The organism is Pseudomonas moorei, assembly GCF_042846945.1.
Lineage (GTDB): Bacteria > Pseudomonadota > Gammaproteobacteria > Pseudomonadales > Pseudomonadaceae > Aquipseudomonas > Aquipseudomonas moorei.
The window spans coordinates 345,976-360,686 of the sequence record NZ_AP035776.1 but is presented as its reverse complement, the minus strand read 5'-3'; the positions used below and the strand labels follow the sequence as shown (position 1 = coordinate 360,686).

General features: G+C 59.9%; 13 protein-coding genes. 6 read left to right on the top strand and 7 right to left on the bottom strand.

Features of this window, described 5'->3' with window-relative positions; all coding sequences use genetic code 11:
• Positions 1 to 68: 68 nt before the first annotated feature.
• From ACGJAX_RS01730 to ACGJAX_RS01720, 3 genes are read left to right on the top strand one after another with little or no spacing between them, the layout of a single operon-like run.
• On the top strand, positions 69 to 728 hold the full coding sequence (locus ACGJAX_RS01730; RefSeq protein WP_390957275.1) for a paraquat-inducible protein A: 660 nt from the start codon (positions 69 to 71) through the stop codon (positions 726 to 728).
• The gene (locus ACGJAX_RS01725; protein ID WP_090325178.1) at positions 715 to 1,338 is read left to right on the top strand and encodes a paraquat-inducible protein A; all 624 of its coding nucleotides are present in this window, start codon (positions 715 to 717) and stop codon (positions 1,336 to 1,338) included. Before ACGJAX_RS01730 ends, ACGJAX_RS01725 begins: the two co-directional genes overlap by 14 nt.
• Complete coding sequence (locus tag ACGJAX_RS01720; RefSeq protein WP_247256303.1) at positions 1,331 to 3,634, top strand: intermembrane transport protein PqiB; 2,304 nt, start codon at positions 1,331 to 1,333, stop codon at positions 3,632 to 3,634. Before ACGJAX_RS01725 ends, ACGJAX_RS01720 begins: the two co-directional genes overlap by 8 nt.
• Positions 3,635 to 3,795: 161 nt before the next feature.
• Here ACGJAX_RS01720 and mksF read toward each other — a convergent pair whose 3' ends face one another.
• Genes mksF through mksB form a run of 3 tightly spaced genes read right to left on the bottom strand, consistent with a single transcriptional unit; the run spans position 3,796 to position 8,619 of the window.
• Positions 3,796 to 6,636, bottom strand: coding sequence for an Mks condensin complex protein MksF (gene mksF / locus ACGJAX_RS01715; protein WP_390957274.1), 2,841 nt, complete (start codon positions 6,634 to 6,636; stop codon positions 3,796 to 3,798).
• Entirely contained in the window at positions 6,633 to 7,334 is a 702-nt protein-coding gene (mksE, locus tag ACGJAX_RS01710; protein ID WP_090325174.1) for an Mks condensin complex protein MksE, read from the bottom strand. Before mksE ends, mksF begins: the two co-directional genes overlap by 4 nt.
• Entirely contained in the window at positions 7,324 to 8,619 is a 1,296-nt protein-coding gene (gene mksB / locus ACGJAX_RS01705) for an Mks condensin complex protein MksB (RefSeq protein ID WP_248916515.1), read from the bottom strand. Before mksB ends, mksE begins: the two co-directional genes overlap by 11 nt.
• Positions 8,620 to 8,825: 206 nt before the next feature.
• On the opposite strand from mksB, the gene ACGJAX_RS01700 reads away from it, so the two are divergent.
• Both ACGJAX_RS01700 and rimI read left to right on the top strand, forming a co-directional pair.
• Complete coding sequence (locus ACGJAX_RS01700) at positions 8,826 to 9,578, top strand: energy transducer TonB (RefSeq protein WP_390959786.1); 753 nt, start codon at positions 8,826 to 8,828, stop codon at positions 9,576 to 9,578.
• On the top strand, positions 9,571 to 10,023 hold the full coding sequence (gene rimI / locus ACGJAX_RS01695) for a ribosomal protein S18-alanine N-acetyltransferase (protein WP_007981794.1): 453 nt from the start codon (positions 9,571 to 9,573) through the stop codon (positions 10,021 to 10,023). The genes ACGJAX_RS01700 and rimI overlap by 8 nt, the downstream gene beginning before the upstream one ends.
• A gap of 68 nt (positions 10,024 to 10,091) precedes the next feature.
• On the opposite strand, the gene ACGJAX_RS01690 is transcribed toward rimI, so the two are convergent.
• Positions 10,092 to 10,496 carry a serine kinase/phosphatase gene (locus tag ACGJAX_RS01690; protein ID WP_390957273.1) on the bottom strand — a complete coding sequence of 135 codons (405 nt, stop codon included), beginning with the start codon at positions 10,494 to 10,496 and terminating at the stop codon, positions 10,092 to 10,094.
• A 168-nt stretch (positions 10,497 to 10,664) separates the two neighbouring features.
• Here ACGJAX_RS01690 and can point away from each other — a divergent pair, with 168 nt between their 5' ends.
• Positions 10,665 to 11,309, top strand: coding sequence for a carbonate dehydratase (gene can / locus ACGJAX_RS01685; protein WP_090325166.1), 645 nt, complete (start codon positions 10,665 to 10,667; stop codon positions 11,307 to 11,309).
• 5 nt (positions 11,310 to 11,314) lie between these two features.
• Here can and ACGJAX_RS01680 read toward each other — a convergent pair whose 3' ends face one another.
• From ACGJAX_RS01680 to ACGJAX_RS01670, 3 genes are all read right to left on the bottom strand, one after another.
• Positions 11,315 to 11,839, bottom strand: a complete 525-nt coding sequence (locus tag ACGJAX_RS01680) for an SET domain-containing protein-lysine N-methyltransferase (RefSeq protein WP_390957272.1) — start codon at positions 11,837 to 11,839, stop codon at positions 11,315 to 11,317.
• Positions 11,840 to 11,991: 152 nt separating this feature from the next.
• Positions 11,992 to 13,164, bottom strand: coding sequence for a hypothetical protein (locus ACGJAX_RS01675; RefSeq protein WP_247256308.1), 1,173 nt, complete (start codon positions 13,162 to 13,164; stop codon positions 11,992 to 11,994).
• A 128-nt stretch (positions 13,165 to 13,292) separates the two neighbouring features.
• On the bottom strand, positions 13,293 to 14,711 hold the full coding sequence (locus ACGJAX_RS01670; protein WP_090325162.1) for a short-chain fatty acid transporter: 1,419 nt from the start codon (positions 14,709 to 14,711) through the stop codon (positions 13,293 to 13,295).

Here is a 14,711-nt window from a genome sequence, read left to right as displayed (position 1 = left end):
AAATTTGCACAGTTATTTTCGGTTCAGAACACTAGAATAGGTCCAACTTTTTCGGAGCCGAAGCCTTTATGTCAGATCCGCGTGACGCCCCCGTGCTGTCAGAATTGCCACTTGGCGATTTGGTGGCGTGTCATGAGTGCGATTTGCTGATGCGCAAGCCAAAGCTCGCCCATGGCGAGAAAGCGGTGTGCCCGCGCTGTGGATACGAACTCTACGCTCATCGATACAACGTTGTGCACCGCAGCCTCGCCTTGGTTATCGCAGCACTGTTGTTATATGTTCCGGCGAACTTTTTACCGATCATGCAGCTCAATCTACTTGGGCAGTCATCGCAAGATACTGTCTGGAGCGGCGTTGTCGGCCTGTTTAACACCGGTATGCAAGGCGTAGCCGTAATTGTGTTCCTGTGCAGCATGGGGATACCGCTGCTCAAGTTGCTCTGCCAGTTGACGGTATTGCTGAGCATCCATTTTGATGTCGGCCGCAGTTACGGTTTGCTGCTTTACCGTATTTATCACCACTTGAGAGATTGGGGGATGCTTGAGGTTTACCTCATGGGCGTGCTCGTCGCCATCGTAAAGCTGGCAGATATGGCAGCAATGACCATAGGTCTCGGGCTTGCCTGCTTCGTCGCTTTGCTGTTGGTTCAAGTCTGGCTGGAGGTTGTCATGTCGCCTCACCAGGTCTGGCAGGCTTTATCAGGAGAGGATGCCCATGCGGGCGATTGATGCAGGCATTCTGATTTGCGCTGAATGCCATGAATTGAACAAGCAGGAAGCTGGTGCCGATGAGCAGGTGTGTACTCGCTGTGGGGCGATGGTGCATGCCCGCCGTCCAAATAGCCTGATGCGCACCTGGGCGTTGCTGATTACCGCCGCCATTCTCTACATACCCGCCAATGTGCTGCCAATCATGACTGTGAGTTCGCTGGGCAAGGGCGACCCCAGCACTATCATGTCCGGCGTGATCCAGTTGGTTCAGCACGGCATGATTCCCATTGCCGCCGTGGTTTTTATCGCCAGCATCCTGGTACCTACGTTCAAATTGGTGGGCATTGCACTGCTGCTGTATTCCGTACAGCGTCGTCAGCCACTATCAGCCCGCCAACGCATATGGATGTACCGTTTCATCGAGTTCATCGGCCGCTGGTCAATGCTCGATATCTTTGTGATCGCCATTCTGGTGGCAGTCGTGAACTTTGGACGACTGGCCAGCGTCGAAGCCGATCTTGGCGCCATCGCTTTCGCCAGCGTGGTCATCTTGACCATGCTGGCTGCAGTTACTTTCGATCCCCGACTGATTTGGGATAACACGGAGTCGGACGACGACCATGACTGATTTGCCAACAGCAAAAACCCGACCGGCCTCGAACTGGTCGGCTATTTGGGTGCTACCCCTGATTGCCTTGATCATCGGCGGCTGGCTGGGCTGGCGTGCCTATACCGAGACAGGCATCGAGATCCAGGTACGCTTTGAAAGCGGCGAAGGCATTCAGGCCAACAAGACCGAAGTCGTCTACAAAGGCATGTCGGTCGGCAAAGTGAAAGCGCTCAAACTCGATGATGAAGGCGCCTCCAAAGGCGTAATCGCCACCGTCGAAATGAACAAGGACGTGGAGCAATACCTGCGTACCAGTACGCGCTTCTGGTTGGTCAAGCCGAGCGTAACCCTGGCCGGGATCACTGGCCTGGAGACCTTGGTATCGGGCAATTACGTCGCGATCAGCCCGGGTGAAGGTGAGCCCACCCGAAAATTCAAGGCACTGGCCCAAGAGCCACCCCTCTCCGATGCCCAGCCCGGCCTGCACCTGACGATCAAGGCTGATCGCCTGGGCTCTTTGAACCGTGGTAGCCCGGTGTTCTACAAACAGATCAAGGTTGGCCAGATCAAAAGCTACGAGCTGTCCGAAGATCAGAGCACCGTTGAACTCAAGGTCTTCATCGAGCCGACCTACGCCAAACTGGTGCGGAAGCACACGCGTTTCTGGAACGCCAGCGGCATCAGCATTGATGCCAACCTGTCGGGGGTGAAGGTGCGCAGCGAGTCCCTGGCCAGCATCGTCGCGGGCGGTATTGCGTTCGCCACGCCGGAAAACCGCAAGGACAGCCCACCCACCGATCCGAGTCTACCGTTCCGGCTATATGAAGACTTCGATGCCGCGGCGGCCGGAATCAAGGTCAAGGTCAAACTCAGTGACTTCGAAGGTTTGCAGGCCGGTCGTACGCCAGTGATGTACAAAGGCATCCAGGTCGGTACGCTCAAGGCGCTTAAGGTCGATCCAGACTTGTCCGCTGCCACTGCCGAATTGACGCTGGACCCGCTGGCCGAGGATTACCTGGTCGATGGCACCCAGTTCTGGGTCGTCAAGCCGTCGATCTCTCTCGCGGGCATCACTGGCCTTGAGGCGCTGGTCAAGGGTAACTACATTGCCGTGCGTCCCGGGGATAAAGGCGCAGCACCGCAACGCGAGTTCGTTGCACGGCCCAAGGCGCCGCCGCTGGACCTGCGTTCGCCGGGTCTGCATTTGGTGTTGTTCACCGAGAACCTCGGTTCGCTAGAGGTCGGCAGTCCGGTTCTGTACAAGCAGGTCAAGGTCGGCTCGGTACAGAGCTATCAGTTCTCGCGCAAAAAGAACCAACTGGTGATTGGCGTTCACATCGAGAAGGAATACGAAAACCTGGTCAACGCCTCGACCCGGTTCTGGAATGCCAGCGGCATTACCCTGACGGGGGGGCTGACCGGAGGGATTCAAGTCAAAAGTGAGTCGCTGCAAAGCCTGATGGCGGGCGGCATTGCCTTTGAAACGCCGCAGGCCAAGGCGCCATTGCAAAAGCGTATTCCGCGTTTCCGGCTGTTTGCCAGTCATGATGAGGCTACGCAAAAAGGTGAAGTGATCACGATCAAGGTCGACCGCGCCGACGGCTTGCGCGCCGGTACTCCGATCCGCTTCAAAGGGCTGGATGTCGGCAAGATTGAAAGCGTCGACCTCACGGATGACCTGCAATCGGTGCTTCTAAGCGCGCGGATCACGGAAGTGCCTGAGCGCATCGCCCGCGTCGGTAGCCAATTCTGGGTGGTCAAGCCTGAGCTGGGGTTGATCAAGACCTCCAACCTGGAAACCTTGGTGACCGGGCAATACATTGAGGTCCAGCCTGCGCCGAAGAACCTCGGTCCGCAGAAGAACTTCACGGCCCTGGCCAGCCCGCCGGAGAGCGCCAAGGTTGAAGCCGGATTAAGCCTGGTGCTTAGCGCGGCACGGCGTGGTTCGCTCAAAGCCGGTGTACCGGTAACGTACCGTGAAATCACCGTCGGCAAAGTGACCGGGTACGAGCTGGGTCAGACCGCAGACCGCGTGTTGATCCACATTCTGATCGAGCCGAAGTACGCGCCATTGGTTCGCAGCGGCACTCGCTTCTGGAACACCAGTGGTTTTGATTTTGATGTCGGACTGTTCAAGGGGGCGACACTACGCACCGAGTCGCTGGAGACCATGATTCAGGGTGGGGTTGCGTTTGCCACTCCGGATGGCGAGCGCATGGGCAGTCCGGCACGGGCAGAGCAGACGTTCCCGTTGTTCGACAAGTTCGAAGAGGAATGGCTGACCTGGGCGCCGAAAATTTCCCTGGGTAAATAATCCCTGGCGTATGGGGCGTCTATAGTGACACCTTCGTCGGTACGCCACCCGGAGCAAGCCCGCTCCTACAGAGGGCTCGGTTGCTCGCAAAGATAAAGCCCAAATGAAAAAGGCCGCGATCCTGGGGATCACGGCCTTTTTCATTGCCATCAATTCAAGCGTCAGACCGCATCCAGCTCCGGCTCGTCCGCTTCAACATTGACCGTCGCCTTCACCTGATCGTGACGGCGGATGTACTTCCAGTCCGCTTCGTCGATGTAGATGCCGGCCGGGCCGCTGCCGCCTTCCAGGTCGATAGCAACACTGGCGCAGACCTGCGGCTTCACACTCGCCAGGATCGGTACGAAACCCAGTTGCAGGCTGGTTTCCAGCAACGCTGCCTGGTTTTTCTCGTCGATGTCCGCTGCCTCATCGAGGTAGTACGGCAAGCGCACACGACCAGCCAGGTCGCGATCCATCAAGTGCAGCAACAGGTACATGTTGGTCAGCGCCTTGATGGTCATCGTGGTGCCGTTGGACGCGGCGCCGTCGATGTCGGTGTGGATCACTGGTTGACCGTTGACCTTGGTGATCTCGAACGCCAATTCAAACAAGTCCTTGAGGCCGAGCTGGTTATGGTTCGCCGCCACCAGGCGTGCCAGATACTCCTTGGCCTCTTCGTTCTTGTTGTCCTGTTCCGCGCTCTGGCTCAGATCGAACACCGACAGGGTCTCGCCTTCTTCGTACTGGCCGGCGCTGTGGATGATCTGGTCGATGTGCTTGAGCGCTTCCTTGTTCGGCGCCAGCACGATGCGGAAGCTCTGCAGGTTGGACACCTGACGCTTGTTGATCTCGCGGTTGAACAACGCCAACTGGTGCTCGAGGCTGTCGTAGTCGCTACGGATGTTACGCAGGGTCCGGGCGATGTCGGTGACGGCGGCACGACGCGCCTTGCCCAGGGTCAAGGCTTCGTCGGTGCGGTGCGCGTACGCGTTGATCAGCAGTTGCAGGCGGCGCTCCATATCGTCTTCGCTGTCGAACTTGGCCACGCCCTTGAGGCGCACCTGAGCGTACAGCGCTTCGATCTGGCCGTCGGCGCGCAGCAGACCTTGCCAACTGTCCTGATAATCGTTGAGCAGCGGCAACAGGTTATCCATGGAATCGTCGATCGGGTCCATGAAAGGCGTGCCGAAAGGCAGGTCCGCCGGCAGCAACTGACGGCGGCGCAGGGCGTCATCGAGCGTGCGTTGCTTGGCCTCCATGTCGGCGATCTGCCGGCCGACCAGTTGCAGCTTGGCCGAGAGTTGCTGAACACGTTCGGTAAAGGCATCGCTTGAACGCTTCAATTCATCCTGCGCGGCTTCCATCTGCGCCAGCTGCTCAAGCTTGTCGCCTTCCTCGGCGCTCAGGGTCTGGGCGCGACGGAAATCCTCCAGGGCTTTCTGCGCATCCAGCACTTGCTGGTACAGGGCTTCGGTCTGGGTCTTGCTCGCGGCGCGGTCAGCGGCCACGGCTTGCTGGGTTTTCAGTTGCTTGAGTTCTTTCTCCAGACGCTCCTTCTGGTCGCGCAATGCCGCGCGGTCAGCCAGCGCCTGCAGGGCGGGCGGTTCGATGTGCGATAGGTCGATGGACAGCCCGGGCACTTCGAAGCGTTCGCCCTTGAAGCCATCGAGGATCAGTTCCACCGATTTGACCCAGTCGCCATTGTCGTCCAGCGCAATGCCGTGCTCGCCCAGCGGCAGGCTGAACAGGGCACTGTTGAACAGACGCATCAGGCGCTCGACGTCCTGCTGCGAGAACTCTTCGCGCAAACGCGCGTAGCTGTTGTTGTCGGCGTGATCGAGTTGCTGCTTGACCGACTTCAGGCGTTTTTCCAGGTCGCGCAGACGTTCGTCGAGGTCTTCGGCGCTGAACTGGCGGGACTGAGCGAGTGCACCGGCCAGTTCATCGTGGGCGTCCTTGGCCGCGAGCAACTGCTGCTCCAGCACCTTGACGTCGTCGATCAGCGCAAAGCGATGCTTGAGCACCGACAGCTCGCCGAGCCAGCGCTGGATGCCGGTGATTTCCCGCTCCAGACGCATCAGTTCCTGAGTGCCACCGCGCTGATCGTTTTGCAGTTCGTCCTGCTCGCGACGGTAGTGTTCGGCCTGGATCGTCAGCTCTTCCTTGCGTGCGCCGGCGTAGTCGGACCAGGTGCCGAGCAGGGAGTCGAGCAATGGCGAAATCCGGTGCAGTTTGCCGCGCAGGATGTCGCGCTGTTTCACGCCATTGGCCAAGGCCTCGACCAATGGACCGGCGGCGACCAGCGAGTTGTAGTCCTGCTCCATGCGTCGTACATCGCGGAAGGCTTCTTCGCACGCCGCGATGTAGTCCACGCTACCGGAACGCAGGCTGTGTTCGAAGGCGTCGAGGAACAATTGCTTGAGCTTGGCCGCAGTGATTTCGCGCATGTGCAGCAGGTTGATGAACAGGGCGCGGAAGGTCTTCAGGCTCTGCTCACTGGTGGAGCGTAGCGGGATCAGCGTCAGGTCCAGCGGGATCGAGGTGTGTCCACCGACCAGCAGGCGACGCAGTTCATCCGGCTTGAGTTCGTAGGCCTTCAGGCCTTCGCGTTCAAGGTTGGTGAACAGCTCTTTCTGACGCAGGCAGGTGTCGTTTTTCTGGTAATGAGCCAGGTCCAGATTGCCGGCATAGGCAAAGAACTGGTGACCGAAACCGCCACCCGGACCGCGACCGACCACGCCGATCACGTGCGGACCGTGGGGCAGGTCGACTTCCACCAGGATGTAGCTGGTGTCGGAGGCGAAGTAGAAGCGCCGGGATTGTTCCAGGCTGTACTTGCCGAAACTCATGTCCGACATGCGTGCCAGGATCGGGAACTGCAGGGCGTTGATCGAGGCGGATTTGCCCAGGTTGTTCGCGCCGTAGACCGATAGTGGCTCTTCCAGCGGGAACAGGCCGAGGCTGTAACCGGCGGTGTTCAGTAGGGCAAAGCGGCGGATGCCGTAGCGTTCCTTGCTCATGCGTCGAGCTCCTGTTCTTCGGCAATGGCACGGGCCAGCGCGTCTTCTTCGCTTTCACCGTCGAACTCGCTGAGGTCCAAGGGATCATCGGTCTGCAGCAGCTTTTCATCGCTGTCTTCGTCGATCAGCACCGGCGCCGGCAGTGGCAGCACGCTGTGCAGGCTGGCTGCCAGATCGCGGTCCTGTTGAACCGACAGGCACACATCGAGGAAACGGTGCATCGGCGGCAGGAAGCGGTAGACGCCGTTTTCTTCCCCGGCGAAGCCGAGCTGGGTCATGCGGCGCATGATTTTTTCTTCCAGTTCGTCCTGGGTCTGCACTTCGGCCTGGATGAACAGGTCGCGATATTTCTCGAGCAGCGACGGCAGTTCATCACGGCCGAGGCTGCCGCCGTCGAGCACGGCGATCGGGTCGCGGCCCTGGTCGGCCAGGTGCTCGACGAGGATGAAGGTGAACAGCGCCAGGCGCTGGGCCGTCTTGTTCACCGCCGCCGCCGCGAGATCCGGCACGAAGTAGTAGAAACCACGGGTATCACAAACCAGTTCAAAGCCCAGCGCCTTGAACAGCGTGCGGTACTGGTCCTGAAAATTCGACAACTGCGCGTACAGCTCTGGATCGCGACGGCTGACGTGGTAGCCCTTGAACAGCTCGCGAAAGATCGGCGCCAGCTGAGACAGTTCGGATAGATCAAGTTGCATGGGGAGTACTGGCATAGAGGGTGCTCGCAGAATTCTCGGAGGCATCATCGCCGGCCGAGAGCAGGGCGAAGGAGCGCAGGCTGACCTGGTGCTCGTGTGTGAAGTAATCGCGGCGTTCCAGACGCTCGCGTTTGAAGCGTTTTTCCCGCGACAGGCGTGAGAACCAATACAGCAATTCGTCGGTGGCGCCGTCCGGTTCCTGCTCCAGCAGCCAGGTCATCAGGTCCGGCATCGGCAGGGCCTCTTCGCAGCGGTCGAGCATTTCCCGAACCGTGCGTGGCGCGCGCGGCGCATCGCCGCCCTTTTGGGTCTTGTGCGCCTTGGGGAAGCGGGCCGGTTTCGGCTCGAATCGGGCCAAGGCGTAAACGTAGGCCTCGACCTGACTGGCGCTACCAAGGAATGTACTTTGCGGCCGGGTGAACATCGGCATCGCGGCTTGTGGCACGGCGTCGATACCCTTGCGGCGAATCATCGACAGGGCCAGTGCCGCACCACGGGTCACGGCATTGTGACGGCGGGCTTCTTCACGCAATGGCAGCAGCAGTTCGCGGGCGTGACGCAGGGTCAACTGGGCGCTGGTCTGCATTTCGAGGATCCGCGCGTGGGTGCGCAGCAGCATGTCGTCGTCAACCAGATGGCCCAGGCGTTGCTGCTCGGTGAGCATCTTCAGCAGAACGTTTTCGACCTTGCGCACACCTTGTTCAAACGCGCCGTCGGCGTTGACCAACTGAATCATCGGCTCGACGTATTCGTCCCAGGTCGCCAGGACTTCAGCGTAACGCTGGCGCAGCGGGATCTGTCGGTCGCTGGTCTTGGCCCGCTCGGCAACAGCCACCAGGGCTTGTTCGTCGTTGGCGAGTTTTTTCAATACATCGCGTACGCGCATGTCGAGCAGGCGCAGTTGGCGCGCCAGATCGTTGCCGTCGCGGATGTCGAAGGCGTCCTGGATGTAGCCGGCCAGGCGTTCGAGATGTCGCAAATAGGCTTCGATCTCCAGGCACAGGCCCAGACGGTGTTCACGGCGCAGGTAAGCGAGGAAGTCGTGGATCTGCGCGTTGAGCTCGAAACGGTTCGGGCTTTTCGCCACGGGAACCAGAATGTCGAGGCGAATCCACACGTCCAGCAGGCTGGTGATGTCCTGCGGCGTACTGTCGAGTTGCTGGGCGGCCAACTGTGAACGCAGTTCGTTGAGGCTCAGTGTGCCTTGGTCGAAGTGCTCGCACAGTGGCTCCAGAAGTGCCCAGTGTTCAGCGAGGGCGCGCAAGACGCGCTTGGGTTCGATCATCGGAATGGCCGGCTGGTTGGCGATTAAAAGCCGGGATTGTACTGCATCGGGGCCGATGCGATTCACTCTCGGGACGGACTGTCGCTTTTCTAACGATCAACTGCGGGCGATCTTGAGCGAAGGGCGGTAGAATCACCGCACTTTAGTTATCCACAAGTGGCCGACCTTTGCTTATCGAGTCCCGCCGCCGCGCCTATTTGAACGCCATGCAAGTGGTCAATTGGTTGCCGCGCACCGAATTGCCCTTTGCTGCGCCGTCGCGGCCCGAGCTGCTGGATCTGCAGCTGCCCGAGCCGTTGCCCGTCGCCACGGCGGGGCCGGCACCTGCGGCCCAAGCGCCTGTGGAACCGCAGGTCAAACCGGCCGAGCGGGTGAAAATCGAAGTGCCACGGCCATCGTTGGCAAGCACGCGCACCGGGGCCAAACCGGTGGAAGAGGTCGAACAAGCACCGGTCGTCGCCAAAGTCGCACCCGTTCCCCCGCCACGATTTGCCCTCCAATTGCTACGGGCCGGGCGTTGCCTGCTGCTGGTGGAGTTACCCACAGGCGAAGCCTTCCAGACCCGCGATCCCGCTTACCTGTTGCTCAAGGACATGCTTCGCGCCGCCGGCTTGCCGGACAGCCCGCAGATCGTCGGCGAGCCGGTGCGCTGGCCGCTGCTGGCCCGAGGCACCATGGATCAAGGCCCGGAAGCGGCGCGTGACTTCGTGCAGGGCTTCATCTCGGCCCGCCTGGAAGAGGCGCCGTGCGTCTGTCTATGGCTGATCGGTCTGCCTGCCGTGCGTTTTGCCGGTGAGGCCAACGCCGAATCCTTCAATCGCGAACTCCAGGTCGAAGGCCTGGGCTCGGTCTGGGCCTTGCCTGGCCTGGAATTATTAATGGAAGAGCCACAGCGTAAGGCTGATGTCTGGCAAGCCATGCGTCGGCTGATGGCGCGCTGGAAAGAATCAAATGAGTGACGCTGTATCGTTCCGCCCGATGACCGAGGCGGACCTCGAAGCCGTACTGAAAATCGAATACGCGGCCTACAGCCATCCCTGGACACGCGGGATTTTTCTCGATGGCCTGGGCAAATACCAGATCTGGCTGATGTTCGAAGGGCAGCAGCAGGTGGGCCATGGTGTGGTGCAGATCATCCTGGATGAGGCGCATCTGTTGAACATCACCGTCAAACCGGAAAACCAGGGCCGTGGCCTGGGTTTGACGCTGCTGGAGCATTTGATGTCGATTGCCTACAAGGCCGATGCCCGGGAATGTTTCCTGGAAGTGCGCGACAGCAACACCGCGGCGTTCAAGCTGTATGAGCGCTACGGCTTCAATGAGATTGGACGGCGCCGGGATTACTACCCGGCGGTGGGCGGACGGGAAGATGCGGTGGTCATGGCCTGTACGCTGGTAGATTGAGCATCTTTGTTACAAATTAAGCGCCGATTGCTGTGCAGGAGCCGCCAAAGGCTCCTGTCCAGGATCGATCAACGCTTGCGGTCCAGCGGATCGCGCCGCGCCAATTCCTCTTCATCCAGTCCATTGCCTCCACCGATGTCGTCTTCACCGACAATGCTCAAGTCCCAATCAGCCTGGTCACCGTTACCCGCTTCATGGGCATCCCGGGCACCGTCTTCCCGGATCAGGGTTTCCGGGCTCATGTCATCATCCGTGGGCTCATGGTCAGCGGTCGATGCACCGGTCATGCCGGCTTCGCGCACACGCCGTCGGGGCATCAGTTGCGCTCGCTCGCTGTCCGGCAACTCGTCACCGATCCTGGCATCGGGCTCTTCGTCGTCGAAATCCAGCTCATGCACCGAACCCATGCGGTCTTCGTTATCATCGATGGGTTCTGGTTGCACCGCATCATACGGACGTCGTGAATCAGTCATGGCAATTCCTCATACTGTGGGTCTTACTAGGGTGGACCCACTGGGTTACTGAGAATTCCACCGGCTTGGAGCGCCTTTTCAGTGCATCGGGTGGCATCTGCATAAAGCGCGTGACCCCGACGGGCGGTTGTCTGTCAAAGCTGCGCATCATTCTCGAGGCTTCAATGCATGAACGAATTACAAGATCTGATCGATAACAACGAGCGTTGGGCTGACGCGATCACCAAAGAAGATCCTGACTTCTTCGCCAAGCTGGCTCGCCAACAGACTCCCGAGTACCTGTGGATCGGCTGTTCCGATGCCAGGGTGCCGGCCAACGAGATCGTCGGCATGCTGCCGGGCGACTTGTTCGTCCACCGTAACGTGGCCAACGTCGTGCTGCACACCGACCTCAACTGCCTGTCGGTGATTCAGTACGCGGTGGACGTACTCAAGGTAAAACACATTCTGGTGACCGGCCACTATGGTTGCGGTGGCGTGCGGGCCTCGATGCAGGATCGCCAGTTCGGCCTGATCGATGGCTGGCTGCGTTCGATTCGCGATCTCTACTACGAGAAGCGCGAAGAACTCGCCAAACTGGCCACCGAAGAGGAGCAGGTCGACCGTCTCTGCGAACTCAACGTGATTCAGCAAGTGGCCAATGTCGCCCATACCAGCATCGTGCAAAACGCCTGGCACCGCGGGCAGAACCTGTCGGTCCACGGTTGCATCTACGGCATCAAGGACGGTCGCTGGAAAAGCCTGAACACCACCATCAGTGGCTTCGAGCAATTGCCGCCGCAGTACCGCCTGCGTCCGGTCGAAGCGCAGTAACGCCCTCAATCGAACAGGTGCCGACGCCAGCGCTGTAAAAATGCCTGGCCGTCGGCGTTTGGCGATTCATCGTAGCCGGTGATCCAGCCGCGACATTTGTACGAACCGCACCGACAGGCGAACTGATGCAACAGTTTGTCTTCGGTGGCGGCGTAGTCAATCGTCAGCCAGTCACCTTTCTGTATGTCCTTCAGCGCCCAAAGCCACAGCTCACTCATGTCGAGAAAGACATTCGGGTCGCAAGAGTGTTGCAGCAATCCACAGAAGCGTGGGTCGAAGACATGCACGCCGGGAGCGAGTTGCCGGGTATGCCTGCAGCGATAGGGCAGGAGTTGTCCCGATGTCCGGCACATTCGACTGATACGCGGAAATTCGCGCAAGGCAGCAATGGCGACCGCTGTGCCTCTTTCGTCGGCGATGACCTCGAAGTCGGCCCGGGAGGGGAATCCTAGGCGAATCGGCAGATGCGCAAATGGATAGACACCGGCTGGCGGTGCGGCGAGAGGACTGCGAGGGGCATTGGCTTTCATAACGATCCTTGTTGGCTGGTGCTGCGACTTCCTCTAACTGACGATCCTGTCAGCACTGCAGCACAGGGTTACACCCCAAGCCTCTCGCAGATGAGTGGGCGGGTCTACTGTCATAACTGACAGCAAGGCTCGCCGTTCATCGGTTGATCGGTTTATAACGCCGGAGCGGGAATTGCGGTCTCGGGTGCAGGTGCCTTGAGTTGTTTGAGCTGGACCTGAATCGCTGCGGACGCGCATTTGCCCGCGGCTTGTTGAGGCGTCAGATTGCGGATCGAGGTGTAGAACAACTCACAGGTTTTATCTTTCTGGGCCACTTGCCAGGTTTGCGTGCAACTCCTGAGCTCAATGTCGGCATTGCTGTCAGTCTCGCGGCCCATCGCGGCCTGCCAGCATGCGGCACTCAGGTCCTGCCCCATGACTTTCAGTCCCGCGGCATCGGCTTTGGCCTTGGCATCGCTGCCAGTGTAGTTAGCCGGATCGGCGGCATACCAAATGTAGCTCGGGTGGTTGGCACCCAGCACGGGTACTTTGAGGCCTTCGTTCGGGCTGATACTCACCAGTCCCAGGACGTTCACCGTCGGCCCGTACTGCTGTTTGATCCAGTTACGCACAGGCGTACCAAACGCGACCATCGGTACGGCATCGCCGCTGGCCTTACGGCTGAAGTTCTTGACCATGGTGGTCTGGTAATCCTTGAAATAATCGTAGACACCTTCCAGGTCCTTGCCGGCGTTGGATGGCGCGGCAATCGGCGCGATGTCGATGATCGTCTGGTAACTCGGCGTTTGCTCGGCCGGGACGCCATTGATGGTCAGCAGCGAGGCCCAGCGATCTGTCGTGGCCGACTTGAGGTAATCCTGGGCCTGGGTCAATGAGTAATCCGGTGGGAAGTGCAACAGTTCGACGGTTTTGCGGTTCTCCAGCGCCATGCCCAGCGGCAGGAAGAAATACCAGTCATAGGCCCATTTGCCGTCGGCATTCAGTTTGCTGGCGCCGGTGTAAGCCAGATCGCCGGCGTCGAGCAGCGCCGTCAAGGGTTTTTGATAGTCGGCGGGTACGCCGCTGATGACAGTGAAGAGCTGACCATTATCGCTTTTGACCAGAACCTTCGCCTCGCTGTAGCCATCGCGCTGCACGCTTTGGGTCAGGTAGTGTTCGACCGTTTGTTCAAGTGTCCAGTTGCGAAAGCAAATCACGTTGCAGTTGTTGGGGTATGCAAAAAGACGCGTGAGGCGCTCGGTGCTACCCAGGTTCAGGGTCACATCGGCGTGGGCGGCGGCGCTCAGGGTGAGCGCCGCGAGAGACAGTCCTGCAAGTTTGAACATGCTCAGATCCTTTTCAGCGTATGGACCCGTTGGCGGGTACTACATACTGAAACGGCTGAAGACACATTTCAAATGTGGGCGCTTCACCTCCTCCCACAAAAGCTCCAGGGTGTTCGAAAGATGCCGGGCTACGGCATTACCGGCGGCGTATACGCCAGCGTCGTCCCCAGCGCCCAGAGCAATAGCAGCACCAGAGGCGTGTGCACCAGCAGTTGCACGAATGAAAAGCCGATCAGGTCCCGCGCCTTCAGCCCCAACACGCCCAGCAGCGGCAGCATGTAGAACGGGTTGATCAGGTTGGGCAGGGCTTCGGCGGCGTTGTAGATCTGCACGGCCCAACCCAGGTGGTACTTCAGATCCGTGGCCACTTGCATCACATACGGCGCCTCGATGATCCACTTGCCGCCACCGGACGGAATGAAAAAGCCGAGGATTGCCGAGTACACACCCATCAGCAGCGCATAGGTGTCGTGGGAAGCGATGCTGACGAAGAAAGTCGAGATGTGGTGGGCCAGGGTCTGGGCATCGGCACCTTTGACCGTGGTCATCAACGCGGCGATCGAGCCGTAGAGTGGAAACTGGATCAGCACGCCGGTGGTGGTCGGGACCGCACGGGCCACGGCGTCGAGGAAGCTGCGCGGGCGCCAGTGCAGCAGCGCACCGAGCATGATGAACAGGAAGTTATAGGTGTTGAGGCCGGAGATCGCGCTGATCGCCGGTTTGGTCGAAAACTCGTGGAACAGCCATCCGGCGGCCAGCAGCACCAGCAAAATGATCAGCAGCGGGCTGTGCTCCAGCCATTCGCCGGGACGGGTGCGCGGTTGCAGCGGCGGTAGATTGAAGCTCGGGTCGACACCGCAGTCCTTGGCGTCCCGTGCCGAGTTGGGGCCGGGGGCGGTCGCGTAGGCGATGATGATCGAGACGACGACCAGCGCCAACAGCATCGCACCCGACTGCCAGAGAAAGATGGTCTGGGTGAAAGGAATGACCCCGGTGATCGACAGAATCGACGGTGGCAGGCTGGCCGGGTTGGCCTGCAATTGTGCCGCAGACGACGACAGGCCCAGGGCCCACACCGCGCCAAGGCCAAGATACGCCGCGGCGCCGGCGGCGCGGTAGTCCATTTTCAGGTCGGTTCGGCGGGCGAGGGCGCGCACCAGCAAGCCGCCGAACACCAGCGACAGGCCCCAGTTCAGCAGCGATGCAACCATGGAAATCAGCGCCACCCAAGCCACGGCGGAGCGACCGTTTTTCGGGATCTTCGCCAGACGGTCAATCAGCTTGACTGCCGGTGGCGAGCTGGCGACCACATAACCGCCGATCACCACGAAAGCCATTTGCATGGTGAACGGGATCAGGCTCCAGAAACCGTCACCGAATGCCATCGCTGCATCGGTGGGTTTGGCGCCCATGGCCATGGTGGCGAGGGCAACGATTATCACGGCCAGCGCGGCAAACACCCAGGAATCGGGGAACCAGCGTTCGGCAAAGCTTGAGCAGCGCAGGGCAAAGCGGGCGGAGCGGCTATCTTCGATATCAGCGGCCAC